Below are 13,487 nucleotides of genomic sequence, written 5' to 3' on the forward strand. Positions count from 1 at the left end.
GTCAGGGTGCCGGAGGCCTGCCCGTGCCGATGTTGAGCGCGGTGTGCAGCACCGCGCCCGGCGCGCCGCCCGAACGTTCACGGAGCATGCCCTCCAGGATCCGGCGGACCTCGGCGGCCTGGCTCCCGGTGAGGCCGGTGATCCACTGGGCGCCGAGCGGATGACTGCTGCGGACGGTGTCCAGGACTTCCGCGGCGGACGCGAAGAATGTGTCCGTCACGGTCCGGTGGACGTTCCCCTCCACCAGCCCCGCCTCGCGCAGCACCGCCGAGAACCGGTTCGGGTCCGCGAGCCGGAAGGGCAGGGGCGGCGGGTCGGTCGGCATGCCGGCGAATCCGGGGACGGCGGCCCGCAGAGCGCCCAGCGTCCACGCGATGAACTCGGCGTCCCGCGGTGAGCCGAACGCCGCGACCAGCACCGTTCCGCCCGGCCGGGTGACCCGGACCATCTCGGCGAGACCGCGCTCCAGGTCGGGGAAGAGCGACACGCCGTTGAGCGAGGCGGACACGTCGAAGGCGTCGTCCTCCAGGTCCAGGTGCTCGCCGTCCATGACGAGGGCGCGGACGTGGTCCAGCCCTTCCTCCCGGGCGCGGGCGGCGAGCCGTTCCACCATGGCCGGCGCGATGTCGACGGCGACGACGCGGGCGCCCCGGCGCGCCGCGGGCAGAGCGAGGGCACCGCTGCCGGCCCCCACGTCCAGGAAGCGGGTGCCGGGTCCGATGGCGGTCTCGTCCAGGATTTGTTCGCCGTACCGCATGGTGTGCGGCGTGGTGTGGCGGTCGAAGCCCGGGGCCAGGGCGTCCCAGGCGGTGCGGATCTGTTCCGCGGGGTGTTCGGTCCGGGTGCTCATGACCGGCTCCCTCCATGTGCGGGGTGCGAGGCGGCGCGGAGGGCCGCCACGAGGGCATCGGGGTGTTCGAGGTGGGCGTCGGCGCCGCAGTCGTCGATGACGTGCAGCGGCCACCCGAACCGGGCGGCGGCGTCCTCGCCGTACCGGAGCCTGGTCTCGGGGTTCTGGCGGCCCCACACCAGCGTCGTGGGGACGGGGATGGCGGCGAGGTCGGCCGGTGGGATCGCGAAGAGCGCGAACTCCTTCATGAGCGTCCGGCTCCCGGACCTGACGGCGGGAGTGCGGGCGCGGTCGAGCACGTAGTCGGCGATGCCGTCCCAGCGCTCGCCGAGGTCGTCCCGTACGCCGTCGTAGTCGACCATGCAGCGTCCGAGCATGCGGTCCCTGGACCGTGCGGTGGTGTGCATCTGGTACGTCGCGGCGGTGACGGCGAAGCGCGACTTCGGGCGGAACGGGCCCAGGCCGAAGGCGTCGACCAGGACCAGCGCGGCGAGCCGGTCACCGTGCGCCGAGGCGAAGCGGGCGGCGACGGCACCGCCCAGGTTGTGGCCCACCAGGACGGGCGGAGCAGGGCAGGTGGCCGTAATGAGCTCCGCCAGCCACTCCATGACCCGGCCCGCGGTGAGCGGGACGTCCCTGGGGACCTCGGAGGCACCCTGCCCCGGCAGGTCCGGTACGGCGAGAGTCCAGGACGGCACGAGGTCCGGGATCACCCGGATCCAGCCGAGCGAGGTCTGTCCGAGGCCGTGCAGGATGACCATCGGCGGTCCTTCGCCGCCCTCGAGTACGGCGGTGGGGACACCGGCCAGATCGCGGTGGTGCTCGGTGAGCGGGATCTGCGCGAGGAGCCGCTGCCGGGCCCCGGCGCCTACGGTGGACGTGCGGTTCATCTCCGCCTCCTCTCCTCGGGTCCGCGGAGCTTCCGCTTTTACGGACTGCGGATCCGCAGGCCTGCGGACCGGGGATCCGCGCTTCTACGGAGAGTGTGGGCGAGGGGGCGCCGACGGCGCATCGGCCGGAATGTGCATGTCGGGAACCTGGGGCGAGTGGGTGGAACGACCCACACGCCTCAGACGAGGTGGTGCTCGTACGCATACGCCGTGGCCGCCGCGCGCGAGCAGACGTCCAGCTTGTGGAACATGTTGTTCAAGTGACGGGCGACGGTCTTCTCGCTGATGACGAGCGCGGCTGCGATCTCGCGGTTGGTGGCGCCGGCCGCGACATGCCTGAGCACCTCCGCCTCGCGCGGAGTGAGGCCTCCCGGCAGCCGGTGGGCGGCGCCGCGCCGGGACAGCCGGTCCACGCGGGTGAGCTGCGGGGCGGCTCCGAGCCGCTCGAACACGGCGCGGGCGGATTCCAGTTCCATCCCGGCCGAGTCGTGGTCGCCGAGCGCCCGGAAGACCTCGGCCCTCAGCAGACGCACCCGCGCCGCCTCGTACGGGACCTCCAGCTCCTGCCATGCCGACCAGGCATCGCGCAGCGCCTCCCCGGCCCCCTCCACCTCTCCTTCGGCGAGCAGGACGGCGCCGCGGGCGCCGGCCGCGACCGCGCGCAGGTACGGCGCCGCCAGGCCGTCGGCCGCCCGGGCGAGCTCGGCGGCGGCGTCGCGGGCGGTGCCGGTGTCGCCCGCCGCGAGGGCGATCTCCGCGTACGCGGCGAGGACGCGGGAGCGTCGCACCAAGTCGTGCTCGGTCTCGGCCGCGACCCGGTGGACGGCCGCCAGGGCGTCTTCGGTGCGGCCCTGGGCCAACCGCAGGAGGGCGAGCCCTGGCTGCGGGAATGCCCCCACCGGTCGGCCTCGCGGTACGCCTCCTCCGCGCGGGCGAAGGCGCCACGCAGGCGGAGCAGTTCGGCGCGCTGGTAGTGGGCCATGCCGACGGCGGGGTCGCCGGCCGGCGTGTCCATGTGGGCGCAGGCCTGCTGTGCCTCGGCCAGGGCGTCGGTCCATTCGCCGTGCAACTGCATGATCTCGGAGCGGTGAACGAGGCACTGCCCGCGATAGGGCCTGAGGTCGGGCTGGGCGGCGCACCAGCGGCTGAGCGCGGTGGTCCACTCGGCAGCCCGGTGGATGTCGAAGGTGTCCCGGCACGCGATGATCACGGCGCAGTAGACGATGCCGGCGGTGATCGGGGAGACCTCGTCGGCCGTGACCGCGACCATCGCCTCGTCGAGCAGGACCCGGCCCTCGACGACATCGCCGTCGGCGATGAGCGCCTGTCCCCGGCCGAGGCGGCCGAGGGCGGCGAGGTCGGGGTCGCCGAACCGGTCGGCGATCCGTGCGGCCTCGGCGAACGCGGCGCGCGCCGCCGCGTGGTCGCCGGCGGCCATCGCCCGGAGCCCGGCCGGCACCAGGAGGTAGCCGCGCTCCACATAGTCGCCGCCCGCGTCCTCCAGGAGCCGGGTGGCGCGGCCGAACCAGCCGCCGGCGCGCTCGTGGTGTCCGTGCCGGGCCAGAGTGAGGCCGAGCCAGAAGGCGCAGCGTGCGGCGGGACCGACCGCGCCCACCTCGTGCAGCGCCAGATGGGCCCGCTCCCAGAGCTCCTCGGCGCGCTCCTCCCGCCCGGTCAGATACGCGGCACGGGCGAGGAGGTCCAGGTCGTGTGCGGGAAGCGGACCCCGGGCCTGGGCGGTGGCGAGGCGTCCGTACGCCTGCGCCCAGGCCCGCCGCCGGAATGCTTCGCGGCCCTCTTCGAGGAGACCGTCTTCGCGGGGTGCCCCTTCGCGAAGACCTTCGGCCGTGGCGCCGCGGGGCACGGCCGACGTCCTCTGTGCCGTCCTGCGTTCCGCCATCGCGTACTCCGTGGGTCGGGTCTGCCACCGGGCCGTACGCACGCCGTCGCCCGGCTCTTCGCAGTCCGTCAGTAACCCCGGCCACCGTGGTTACACCACTCGCCCGGCCCTGTCTCGCATCAGGCGGTGACGGAAAGCGGGAATCCGGCTTCCCGGCCTCGCGGAGAGTTTCCGCAGGGAGGGGCTGATCACCCGCGCCCGTGTCCCTGCCGTCGCAGCCTCCCCGAGGCGCGGCGGGACGCTCGCAGCGCCCTCTTCGGACAGGGCGTCGCGAGCCACGGGAGCCGCCCCGGGTCGTCAGGTGGCGATGATGGCGTGGAAGAACAGGACGGCGCCGGCGAAGGCGGCGCCGCCGGCGAGGAGCGCGGTGGCGGTGTTGTGCTGGGCGAGATAGGTCAGCACGGCGGTACCGGTGGCGGCGAGGGTGCCGAGCAGCAGGATGAGGGCACTGCGCAGACACAGCAGGGGTTGTCCCCCGCCGGGAGCAGAGGGCTGTGGGGGGTGTGAGCCGGCCGGGGTGTGCTGGTGGGGCGCGGCCTGCGGGGCCTGGTCGGCGGGGACCCCCGGGGTGGGGGAGGGGCGGCCGGTGGCCTGGCCGCCGGTGCGGCTGTGGTGCTGCTCGGGGAGGGAGTGTGCGGTCATGGTCTCCTCCGGTGAGGTGGCGGGTGGCCGCCGCGGTTGCGGTGGCCGCTTGGTATGGGTGTAGAGGGCCGCCCCCCACCACCCCCCGTGTGACGCACATCACATATCCCGGGTGAAGGTGGGGAGGGGGGGGAGAACCGCACGGCGCGCCTATGACCTCGTTGATGACACGGGCGGCGGGTTCGGGACCCGCCGGAGGGGCGAGCCGAGGGAGCGAAGTGTGCCGGATGGAATCTGTGAGGGGCGTGCTCCCCGCGGCGTTATGTCGCACAGCGGGCGGGTGACCGCCGAGGTAGACGGTTTCCTGCACACCTTGGAGGAGGACCTCGCCGGCGCGGAGAGCGCACCGACTCGCGCGCGGCGCCGTGAAGCCGACGCCGCCCTGGTGGAGTTCCTGCGCCGCCGGGGCTTCGCGGGCCCCCACTACCGAGCCTTCACCGAGGAGCTGATGGAGTACGGCTGGCGCACGTTGAGCACCTGGAGCGCCACAGGCCACATCTTCGACCGCGCGGCCGGCATGGGCCGCCCCATACCGCCGGACATGCTGCCCACCACCTGGACGTGGAAGTACGAGGACCGCACCCAGGTCGTCACCGACACCGTCATCAAGGGCAGCGCCCTGTTCCGCGAGCACGGACTGATCCGCGGCAAGTGGACGCCGCACGGCGGCGCCGGCCTGACGACCTACTTCGTCGGCGCCGGAATCCTCACCTTCCCCGCCGTCTACACCCGCTGGTTCAAAACCCACCGCCTGGGCCAGGCCGAACTGGACCGCCGCCCCGGCGACGGCGACGGCGACGGCCTCCTCCACGCCCGGCGCGACATCCCCGACCAGCGCGCCACCGACCCCGCCCACGCCGCCGCCCTCCACGACGACATCCGCCGGCTGCGCCCGCTGCTGCCCGACGAGCAGTTGCGCGAGGCCCTCGTATGGATGGCCCTGGGCTACACACAGGCCGAGGCCGCCCGGCAGATCGGACTGACGCCCAAGGCGCTCGAGAGGCGTCTGGCCCGCGCCCGCACCAAGGTTTCCGCCGCCGGCTCCCACCGGAGCCGGCCGGAGGAGGGGGGAGCACGATGAGTGTCCACAAGGACGAGGCGATGCACACCACCACCGCTGACGACACCGAGTTCGCGGCCCTCATGGCCGCCTCCAGCCTGGGCGCACCCCATGTGCGCGCCCTCGGCACGGCCATCCCCGAGGAGGCCAGGCGCCGGCTGCACGCCGCCGCCGACTCGGAAACCACCTGCGACAGCGATGGCGAGGACCCGGCCGCACCCGGGGACGACGGCGGCACATCCCGGGAGCAGGCCCCGTCCGAGGGCACCGATGGCACGCCGGAGGCGGACACGCTCGCCCAGGCGGCCGGAACAGGCCGCGTGCCGCTGCCCGGCCTGTGGCGTCTGCTCCGGAAGGACGGCCACGGTCTTCTGCCGGACCAGAACGTGGCCGCATCCGGTGGCCCCTCGCCGGCCGCCCGGTTGCTGACCGCACATCTCAACCCGCCGCGGCCGCGGGGCATCGCCGCCAGGCTTGCGCTGGACCTTCTGTGGGCCTACGCGGACTCCCGGGCCGTCGAGCACCTCGGCAAGCCCCACACCGCGGACCCGGGCAACACCACACGGGTGGCTGCCGCCGCGCTGTGGCTGGTGGTGAGCAGCAGGCGAACCCGCGGTGGGCAGACCCTCTTCCACCCGGCGGCCGAGTACCCGGGCATCTGCCCCACCGCACCGGCCGTGAGCGGCGGCTTCACAACGGCGCCCTCTCCGGTGCAGACGGGCCCCGCTCCCGTCGCAGGCGGCCCTGCCGCCACCGCGTTCGCCAACGGCTGCGGTCACGGGTCCCCCACGGCTGCCGCAGCCGGAAGCGCCCTGTGGCCCTGGTTGTCGGCAGAGGTATGGCCCGGCATCCCGGGCGTCCGCGCGGCCCGGCGCCGGCCGGCGGCACAGCCACCCGCCGGCCGGGAGAGCGCGGCGTCCGCCGACGCCGTCGTGGAGGTCGGCCTGCCGCCCGGACGCGCCGAGAAGAGCGGGAGCAGCCTGCTGTCCTCCGCGCGCCTGACCGACCTTCTCCGAGTGGCCTCACCGCTACCGTGCGACCACGCCTGCCCGCGACTCCTCCACCCGAGCCTCACGGCAGAGATGTGGGAGATCGGCGCGGCACACCCCGCGTTCTCTGAGGCCCGCCTGCTGGTGGCCGCCGAACTCGCGGTGGACCTGGCCCCGGCGCACCGCCGGGCCATCCCGGCCCAGCCACCTCCGCCGCCGGACATGGACGCCTACGCTCCCCGGCCCAGTAGTGCCCTGCTGCTGCCCACCGCCGTGGGCCGCCCTCCGCGCAGCACAGGGCACCGCGCCGCCGCGGACGGCGCTGTCGACACTCTGCCGAGAACCGCCCGCCTTCCGCAGGCCCCGCAGCCCCCCGGCACCGACGGCGGGATCCTGCTGTGGCGCGAGCAGGGCGGCGGCGGGCCCGAACAGCACGCGCAGCTATGGCTGCGCCTGCACGAGGAAGAAGACGACCGCGGCAAACGGCTTCCGGTGCGCCTGGTCCACCGCGCCGCGGACAGGTACGCGATCACGGCCGTCTTCAACGCGGGCACCGCCGAGGAAAGGACGTGGCTCTTCGCCCGCGAACTGCTGGCCGACGGCCTGCGCCACAGCGTCGGCATCGGCGACGTGATCGTATGGCCCGGACCTGATGAGCCGCACCTCGCCGACCACCGCAGGCGGATCTTCATTCGGCTGCGCTCTGCCGGGGGAACGGCGCTGCTGTCGATGGCACGGGAAGACGCCGTCGCCTTCCTCGACGCCGGCGCACCACTGGCGGAGCAGGCGACCACGACCGCCCCGGCGGACACCCTCGACGAGTGGGAGAAAGAGCTGACCGAAATCATCTGCCCCCGTTCCGGTGAGTGAGCGCTCTCCGGCCTCAGGCTGATGTGGGCGGTGCCGCCCCGCGGTCCGCGGGGCGGCCGCCGGGACTTCACGATGGCCGCGGTCTGCTCACCGAAACCGAGGATGCGGATGCGGGCGTGGGAGCGTTTGCGGGCCCGCTGCCCGGTCGACGACGGCCGCTGCGGCGGCGGGTCCGGTGAGCCTGCCGTCGCATCGCTCGGGAACCGTTGACGGTCTGTGTCGGTTCGTCGGCGCGGTTCCGGTGGTGATATGCCGGGTTCCCGTGATGGTGCCGCTTCGGACAGGAGCGGTCTCCCGGTCGGCCGGCTGTACCGCGCCCAGCAGGACGCCGGGCCCCTGGAGACGGCTTCCGGCCCGATCTGTTCCGGACAGCCTCGGCCACCGCGGCCCGATCGCCTACGAGCGAGCACCCCGGACAACACCGACCACGCCGGCCGAAGCCGCATGTCCAGTGTTCAGGACCAAGAGTCAAGCCCCGCTCGCCGCTCGCCCGCAAGCTGTCTTCCGGCGACTCCTCAGGAGAGCGGTTTCGTAGTCGTGGAGGGTGCGACCGGCCACCCACCCCTGAGACCGGGCCCTGGAGACGTCCAGGACCACGGAGTGTGCCAGCTGGTCGACGGCGTAGCGGGTGAGCGGCGGTTCCGCGTGCGGGCGCAGCCGGGCCAGCGTCTGGGCGGCGCCCGCCACGGCCCGGGCCACCGGCAGCGGGATATGGCCGATGCGCGCCCGTACGCCGTGGGCGCGCAGGACCGTCCGTATCGCCTCGTTCCGTTCGTACGGCGCCGGGTCGGCGATGTTGTACGCGCCCGCCGGCCAGCCGGCGGCCATGAGGCAGGCGTCGGCGAGGTTCTCGGCGGCGGTCAGACTCAGCCGCACGTCGGGTCCCGGCAGCAGGAGCAGGCCACGGCGGACGCGGGACAGCAGCCGGGGCACCAGGTGCGGGTCCCCGGCTCCGTAGACCGCCCGCGGCCGCAGCACCACGGCGCCCGCGGCCAGCGCCAGCGCCTCGCCGGCGGCCTTGGTGCGGCCGTACGCGTTCAGGTGCCCGCGTACCGGATGGTCCTCGGTGATGCCGGCGCGCCCGGACCCGGGCGCGTAGACGCTGGCGCTGCTCACCCACACCACCGGCCGGCCGGCGGCCCCCTCCAGCAACCGCGCCGTGCCGTCGACGTTGACGGCGTGCATGGCGGCCTCGGCCGGGGAGCCGGGCACCGGGTCGCCGACGGCCGCCGCGCAGTGCACGACCAGGTCGGCGCCGGACAGGTCCGGCACCTCGCGCGCGGCGTCCCAGGGGATGTGCCGGCCGACCGGGCCGGGGCGCCGCCCGACGCACAGGACGTCGGCGCCCCGGGCGGCGGCCGCGGTGGCGACGTGCGAGCCGCAGAAGCCGCTCGCGCCGGTGACGGCGATCGTGGTCATCGGTCCTCCGGGGATCGACGGGCTTCGGCCGCCCGGACGGCGAGGGAGCGCCAGCCGGGCAGGGCCGCGCCCCGGTCCACACGGGCGCGCTGGACGGTGGGGCGGTGAGGGGCGAGCGAGGCGAGGGTGTCGTCGAGCTGGGCGCGGGCCAGGCGCGCACCGGGGCAGGTGTGGGGGCCGGTACCGAAGACGAGCCGGGCCAGGGCGGGCGGGGCCGGGCGGTGGACGTCCGGTGGCTGGTCGTGGGCCCGTGCGGCGTGCCGGGCCACCAGGATCAGACGGTCCCCGGCCCGCACCGGGCAGCCGTCCAGCTCGGCGTCGGCCGCCGCCACGCGGGGCAGCAGCGGTGAGGGGGCGGTCACCCGCAACAGCTCGCCCACCAGCGTCGGACGCAGCCGGTCGTCGGCGGCCTGTTCCCACAGCCCCGCGTCGGCGCACCAGGCGGCGGCCCGCGGGAGGGCCGCGACAGTGGTGTTGACGGCGGCGACCGCGAGCATGGCCCGCAGGGCCGGCTCCGCCGCTTCGCCGTGGGCAGGGGCGAGCAGACCCTCCAGCCGCGCGGCCGCCGCGGCGGCCGCGCGTGCGCTGCCCGGTCTCCGTGGGCCGGGCAGGTGGTCGCGCACCGCGGCGGCTGCCGCGGCGGACGCCGCCACGGCGATCTCCTCCGGTTCGCCGGTGGTGCGCAGCAGCGCGCGGACGGTGGCGCCGGCCACTTCGCGGGCCAACGGCACGAGGTCGACGTCGCGGCCCGCCCCGAGCGGGGCGAGCCGACGGGCCAGGACGTCCCGCCACACCGGGCGCAGGCGCTCCACCCCGGCCGCGCCGAGCTCCTCGGCGAGCGCGCGCCGGCCGGCGCGGTGGCCGGCGCCCTCCTGGTCGAACAGCGTGCCGCCGCAGGACAGTTCGCGGGCGGCGCCCCCGGTGGTGCCGGCCGCGGTGCGGTCCAGCGGGAGGCGGGTGAGGGCCTGCCGGTAGGGCTCGGTGCCGTGTACCAGTACCGCGCCGCCGATACGGGTGACCGCGCGGCGGCGGGCGGCGGCGAGGAGGGCGAACAGCACGGGATGGGAGCGGGTGTAGACGCGCCGGTCGCGGCGCCGGGCGGTACGGAGGGAGGACGCGGTGGGGGTGGCGGGGACCGTGGTCATCCGGCGTGCACCTGCTTCGGGTCGGCGGGGCGGCAGCGGTGGTCCCGGCGCCACAGGGGCGTCCGGCGGGCGCCCCGGGCCCGTGGCCGGCGCGGGCTGCTGTGCACCACCATTCGCTCGGACCGGGCGATCCGGTCGCTGCGCTCGCGCGCCCGTCCGAGGAGGACGACCTCCTCGGACGGCCCCTCCAGCGGGGTGCGGGAGCGCCCCCACAGCGCGGGCGTGCTGCCGGGCGCGGTCATGGCCGCCTCCGTGCCGCGAGGCTCCGGGCGGCGAGCCGTGCGGTGGCGGCGCGGTCGGGCTTCAGGGAGCGGCCGGACAGCGGGATGCCGGCGAAGAGCACCGCGTCCGGCCGGGCGGAACCCATGCGCTCCAGCGGTCCGTCCAGAGCCGCCCGCAGCGTGTCGTGGTCCGCCCCGGCGTCCGGCTGGACGACGGCGACCAGACGCTCGTCGCCGTCACCGGCCGGCACGCCCACGAGCAGGGCGAGTTCGACGCCCGGTACGTGCAGCGCCGGCTCGTACAGCCCCGGGTAGATGTTCTCCGCGCCCCGCAGGACCATGTCCTTGCGCCGGCCCTCCAGCACGATCCTGCCGCCGTCGAGACGTGCCCGGTCGCCGGTGGCGACCCAGGGGTCCGGCTCCCCGCCCAGGTAGCGGTCCCGGGCGGCGGGGCCGGACAGCAGCAGCTCCCCGGAGGCGTCGGTCCTGGCCGCCACTCCGGGAAGCGGGGCGCCGACCAGGTCCCCCTCACCGGTGAAGCCGGCCTTGTCGGCCTGTTCGACCGCCGCGGCGGGGAACAGTTCGGTCAGCGCGTAGACGCCCCACGCCTCCGTAGCCCCCGCGCGCTTGACGCGGGTGAGCAGCCCGGCGCTCGCGGGAGCCGATCCGGTCCACACCCGCCCGGTGAACCGGCCGCCCTCCGCGAGCAGCCGCCTTGTCTGCGGCGGCGTCAGATAGATGGCCTGCGGGGCGAGACGGCGCAGCTGACGGGAGAGCACGCGCGCGGAACGGGCGGGCAGCGCGACCGGTGCTCCGCTCGCCAGGGACGGCACGAGGACGAAGAAGGTCCCGCCGAGAACGGGCCGCCCGGCCTCGGGCCGGACCAGCTCGGCCACCGCAGTCATGCCGGCGGCGAGCGAGGAACGGGTGTGCACCACCGCGCGGGGCCGGGAGGTGGTGCCCGAGGTGAACACGATGACCGCGTCGCCGTCACCGTCCACCGGGGGCGGCAACGCGGTCCGCACTCCGGTGTCCAGGGCGGGGGCGCAGCCGGGCAGCCGTGGCCCGACGGTGGCCACCGGTCCCAGCTCCGCGAGGTCCGGCAGGGCCAGGTGGGCCCGGCGGGCGAGCGGCCGGGCCCAGCCGGCGACCGCCTGGGCGGCGGCGTCGGCCAGGACGATGTCGGGACGGGCCAGGGCGAGACGGGCGCGCAGCACGTCCGGCCCGGCTCCCGGGTCGAGCACCGCGGCCCGGGCGCCGAGGCGGTGCACGGCGAGCATCACGGCCAGAGCCCGGGGCCCCGGCCGTACGGCGACGCCGACGGTGCCGCCGCGTGCGACGCCCCGCGCGTGCAGGGCGGCGGCGCAGCGGTCGGCGAGGTCGGCCAGGTCTCCGCACGTGACCCCGGTGCGTACGGCGCCGCTGCGGGTGGTGCCGAGGACGGCGGGCCGGCCGGGGTGGCGCCGCAGGGCGCCGGCGAGAGCGTCGAGCATCAGCGCGGGTCCTCCCCGTGACGGCCCGGGCCCTTGTCGAGGTACCAGCGGGCGGTGCCGACGAGGCCGTAGGCGCGCAGCCGGCGGGTGGAGTTCTCCACGACCATGTCGCGGGCGTGGACGATGGCGGTGGTGCGGCGGCGCACCCGGTTGAGGAAGAGCCGGTCGGTGGGGGAGGGGCGGCGCGGCATCCCGCCGACCGCCTCGTACAGCGCGGCGGTGATGGCCATGTTGTTGCCCGCGTGCATCCGGTAGGGGGCGAGATAGCCGTGGCGGCGGCGGTGGGCCGGGCGGACGCGGCCGAAGAGGGCGGCGACGCGGACCAGCACACGGAAGACGGCCCGCCCCAGCGGTCCGTGCTCGTCGCGGCGTGCGTCGACGCGTCCGCACACCAGGCCCGCGCCGCACCGCAGGGCGCCGCGGGCGCCCGCCGTCCAGCCGGGCCGCGGCAGGCAGTCGGCGTCGGTGCGGGCCAGCAGCGTGGCGCCGTGTCCGATCGCGTACCGGAAGCCGGTGTCCACCGCGCAGCCCACGCCCTTCTCCGGCTCGCCGATGACGTGTACCGGAAAGGGGGCCCGGCGGGCGAAGTCGCGGGCGAGGGCCGCGGTGTTGTCGGTGGAGGCGTTGTCCACGACGACGAGGGTGAAGTCGCGGTCGCGCTGGGCCGCGAGCGCCTCCAGGGTGGCGCCGATGCGTGCGGCCTCCTGGTGCGCGGGCACGATCACCCACAGGACGCTCATGCCTTCTCCCAGACCATCGTCATGATGCTGACGCCGCCGCCCAGGCCCACGAACAGGACCCGGTCGCCAGGACGCAGATGCTCGTGGACGCGGTCGAGCTGCACGCCGAGGGTGGCGCTCGCCATGTTGCCGAGTTCGGGGACCGTGACGACGAGCCGGTCCCGGGGGACGCCGGTGAGCTCCACGAACCGCTCCAGGTACGGCACGGTGACCTGATGCACCAGGATGTGCCGGAAGTCCTCCCACGCCAGTGAGGTGCGCTGCCGCATCCGGTCGAGCACCGATGTGCCGACCTTCTCGAAGACCTCGCGCAGCTCGCCGCCGTCCCCGCGGAAGTAGGTGTGCTCGTCCCCGCGGGGGTGGCGCGAACCGCCGCCGAAGATGCCGCCGACCGACCAGTGCTCGGAGTGCGTCTCGGTGTCCACGTCGAGGATGCCGCCCCGGTCCACGGCCTCCAGGACGACCGCGGCCCCCGCGTCGCCGAAGGTGTAGCCCGCGAAGCCGTCCCGGAGCTGGCCGGAGTCGGAGGGGGCGTGCCGCACGGCACGGCTGGGGGTCTCCCCGGTGACGACCAGGGCGCGGCGGGCACGGCCGGCGAGGATCATCGCCCGTGCCGTGTCGATGCCGTTGACGAAGCTGTTGCACGCGTTCGTCACGTCCAGCGCGTGCGCCCGCGAACCCAGCTCGGCCTGGACGATGTGCGCGGTCGCCGGTTCGGCCACGTCCCGCGTGGCGGAGGCGAACACCAGCAGGTCCACGTCGTACGGAGCGAGTCCGGCCCGGCCCAGCGCCGTACGCGCCGCCCGTACCGCGAGCGTCGAGGCGTACTCGTCCTCCGCGGCCGCCCGGCGCGAGGCGATGCCGGTGGTCCGTTCGAGCATGCGCGCCGGCAGGGACAGCCCGGAGGCCGTGGCGAGGCGTTCCTGCAGCTGCCGTGAGGTCACTTCGAGCTCCGGCAGGCAGGAGGCCACCGCGGTGATGCCCGCCCGGCGGCGCACCGGCTCGGGAGCAGCATGGTCTATGTGCATGGGCCGGACGCTACGAGCGAATCGGGACAGCCGCCTGAGTGCCGGTACTCAACTGGAATAGGTGATCGGCCGGTCACCGGCCTGCCCGGCCACGTGCACCGTGGCCGGGCAGGCCGGCGGGAAACCGGCAGACCGCGGGCGTGTCCCGGTGTTTCACTGTGCCGGCCGATGTCACGCGCCCCGGCGCTCAGGGCTTAGGCGAAATCGCCCGGTGGCGGTCGCCTGAGCCCTGAGCGGTCG

Annotated in this window: 13 protein-coding genes; 2 read left to right on the plus strand and 11 right to left on the minus strand. The window is 75.5% G+C overall.

Annotated features, from left to right (window positions below; all coding sequences use genetic code 11):
* Nucleotide 1: 1 nt before the first annotated feature.
* The 5 genes from BM237_RS08180 to BM237_RS08195 all read right to left on the minus strand — a co-directional run bounded on the left by BM237_RS08180 (nt 2) and on the right by BM237_RS08195 (nt 4,282).
* The gene (locus BM237_RS08180) at nt 2-850 is read right to left on the minus strand and encodes a class I SAM-dependent methyltransferase (RefSeq protein ID WP_093848844.1); all 849 of its coding nucleotides are present in this window, start codon (nt 848-850) and stop codon (nt 2-4) included.
* Complete coding sequence (locus BM237_RS08185; protein WP_093848845.1) at nt 847-1,740, minus strand: alpha/beta fold hydrolase; 894 nt, start codon at nt 1,738-1,740, stop codon at nt 847-849. The genes BM237_RS08180 and BM237_RS08185 overlap by 4 nt, the downstream gene beginning before the upstream one ends.
* A gap of 179 nt (nt 1,741-1,919) precedes the next feature.
* On the minus strand, nt 1,920-2,273 hold the full coding sequence (locus BM237_RS29785) for a response regulator transcription factor (protein WP_245793485.1): 354 nt from the start codon (nt 2,271-2,273) through the stop codon (nt 1,920-1,922).
* The gene (locus tag BM237_RS08190) at nt 2,261-3,640 is read right to left on the minus strand and encodes a hypothetical protein (protein WP_245793486.1); all 1,380 of its coding nucleotides are present in this window, start codon (nt 3,638-3,640) and stop codon (nt 2,261-2,263) included. The genes BM237_RS29785 and BM237_RS08190 overlap by 13 nt, the downstream gene beginning before the upstream one ends.
* Before the next feature lie 297 nt (nt 3,641-3,937).
* Nucleotides 3,938-4,282 (minus strand): hypothetical protein, encoded by a 345-nt coding sequence (locus tag BM237_RS08195; protein ID WP_093848846.1) that lies wholly within the window; start codon nt 4,280-4,282, stop codon nt 3,938-3,940.
* Between the two features lie 280 nt (nt 4,283-4,562).
* On the opposite strand from BM237_RS08195, the gene BM237_RS08200 reads away from it, so the two are divergent.
* Together BM237_RS08200 and BM237_RS08205 are read left to right on the plus strand one after the other, a co-directional pair.
* Entirely contained in the window at nt 4,563-5,363 is an 801-nt protein-coding gene (locus BM237_RS08200) for an RNA polymerase sigma factor (RefSeq protein WP_245793487.1), read from the plus strand.
* Nucleotides 5,360-7,201, plus strand: coding sequence for an SsgA family sporulation/cell division regulator (locus tag BM237_RS08205; RefSeq protein ID WP_107415211.1), 1,842 nt, complete (start codon nt 5,360-5,362; stop codon nt 7,199-7,201). Before BM237_RS08200 ends, BM237_RS08205 begins: the two co-directional genes overlap by 4 nt.
* Before the next feature lie 468 nt (nt 7,202-7,669).
* On the opposite strand, the gene BM237_RS08210 is transcribed toward BM237_RS08205, so the two are convergent.
* From BM237_RS08210 to BM237_RS08235, 6 genes are read right to left on the minus strand one after another with little or no spacing between them, the layout of a single operon-like run.
* Nucleotides 7,670-8,620 carry an NAD-dependent epimerase/dehydratase family protein gene (locus BM237_RS08210; protein WP_093848847.1) on the minus strand — a complete coding sequence of 317 codons (951 nt, stop codon included), beginning with the start codon at nt 8,618-8,620 and terminating at the stop codon, nt 7,670-7,672.
* Nucleotides 8,617-9,765 carry a cytochrome P450 gene (locus BM237_RS30260; protein WP_093848848.1) on the minus strand — a complete coding sequence of 383 codons (1,149 nt, stop codon included), beginning with the start codon at nt 9,763-9,765 and terminating at the stop codon, nt 8,617-8,619. The genes BM237_RS08210 and BM237_RS30260 overlap by 4 nt, the downstream gene beginning before the upstream one ends.
* Nucleotides 9,762-10,007, minus strand: a complete 246-nt coding sequence (locus BM237_RS08220) for a hypothetical protein (protein ID WP_093848849.1) — start codon at nt 10,005-10,007, stop codon at nt 9,762-9,764. The genes BM237_RS30260 and BM237_RS08220 overlap by 4 nt, the downstream gene beginning before the upstream one ends.
* Entirely contained in the window at nt 10,004-11,479 is a 1,476-nt protein-coding gene (locus tag BM237_RS08225) for a class I adenylate-forming enzyme family protein (RefSeq protein WP_093848850.1), read from the minus strand. Before BM237_RS08225 ends, BM237_RS08220 begins: the two co-directional genes overlap by 4 nt.
* A complete protein-coding gene (locus tag BM237_RS08230) occupies nt 11,479-12,219 on the minus strand; it encodes a glycosyltransferase family A protein (protein ID WP_093848851.1) in 741 nt (246 codons plus the stop codon). Before BM237_RS08230 ends, BM237_RS08225 begins: the two co-directional genes overlap by 1 nt.
* On the minus strand, nt 12,216-13,247 hold the full coding sequence (locus BM237_RS08235; RefSeq protein WP_093848852.1) for a 3-oxoacyl-ACP synthase III family protein: 1,032 nt from the start codon (nt 13,245-13,247) through the stop codon (nt 12,216-12,218). The genes BM237_RS08230 and BM237_RS08235 overlap by 4 nt, the downstream gene beginning before the upstream one ends.
* Between the last annotated feature and the right edge of the window lie 240 nt (nt 13,248-13,487).

Origin of the sequence: Streptomyces mangrovi (assembly GCF_900114215.1) — a bacterium.
Classification (GTDB): domain Bacteria; phylum Actinomycetota; class Actinomycetes; order Streptomycetales; family Streptomycetaceae; genus Streptomyces; species Streptomyces barkulensis.

What these genes read in the sequence shown, in the direction of transcription:
- BM237_RS08220 (WP_093848849.1), bottom strand. Translation starts at nt 10,007, where the DNA reads ATGACCGCGCCCGGCAGCACGCCCGCGCTGTGGGGGCGCTCCCGCACC.
- BM237_RS08205 (WP_107415211.1), top strand. Translation starts at nt 5,360, where the DNA reads ATGAGTGTCCACAAGGACGAGGCGATGCACACCACCACCGCTGACGAC.
- BM237_RS08195 (WP_093848846.1), bottom strand. Translation starts at nt 4,282, where the DNA reads ATGACCGCACACTCCCTCCCCGAGCAGCACCACAGCCGCACCGGCGGC.
- BM237_RS08210 (WP_093848847.1), bottom strand. Translation starts at nt 8,620, where the DNA reads ATGACCACGATCGCCGTCACCGGCGCGAGCGGCTTCTGCGGCTCGCAC.
- BM237_RS30260 (WP_093848848.1), bottom strand. Translation starts at nt 9,765, where the DNA reads ATGACCACGGTCCCCGCCACCCCCACCGCGTCCTCCCTCCGTACCGCC.
- BM237_RS08235 (WP_093848852.1), bottom strand. Translation starts at nt 13,247, where the DNA reads ATGCACATAGACCATGCTGCTCCCGAGCCGGTGCGCCGCCGGGCGGGC.
- BM237_RS08185 (WP_093848845.1), bottom strand. Translation starts at nt 1,740, where the DNA reads ATGAACCGCACGTCCACCGTAGGCGCCGGGGCCCGGCAGCGGCTCCTC.
- BM237_RS08230 (WP_093848851.1), bottom strand. Translation starts at nt 12,219, where the DNA reads ATGAGCGTCCTGTGGGTGATCGTGCCCGCGCACCAGGAGGCCGCACGC.
- BM237_RS08190 (WP_245793486.1), bottom strand. Translation starts at nt 3,640, where the DNA reads ATGGCGGAACGCAGGACGGCACAGAGGACGTCGGCCGTGCCCCGCGGC.
- BM237_RS08225 (WP_093848850.1), bottom strand. Translation starts at nt 11,479, where the DNA reads ATGCTCGACGCTCTCGCCGGCGCCCTGCGGCGCCACCCCGGCCGGCCC.
- BM237_RS08180 (WP_093848844.1), bottom strand. Translation starts at nt 850, where the DNA reads ATGAGCACCCGGACCGAACACCCCGCGGAACAGATCCGCACCGCCTGG.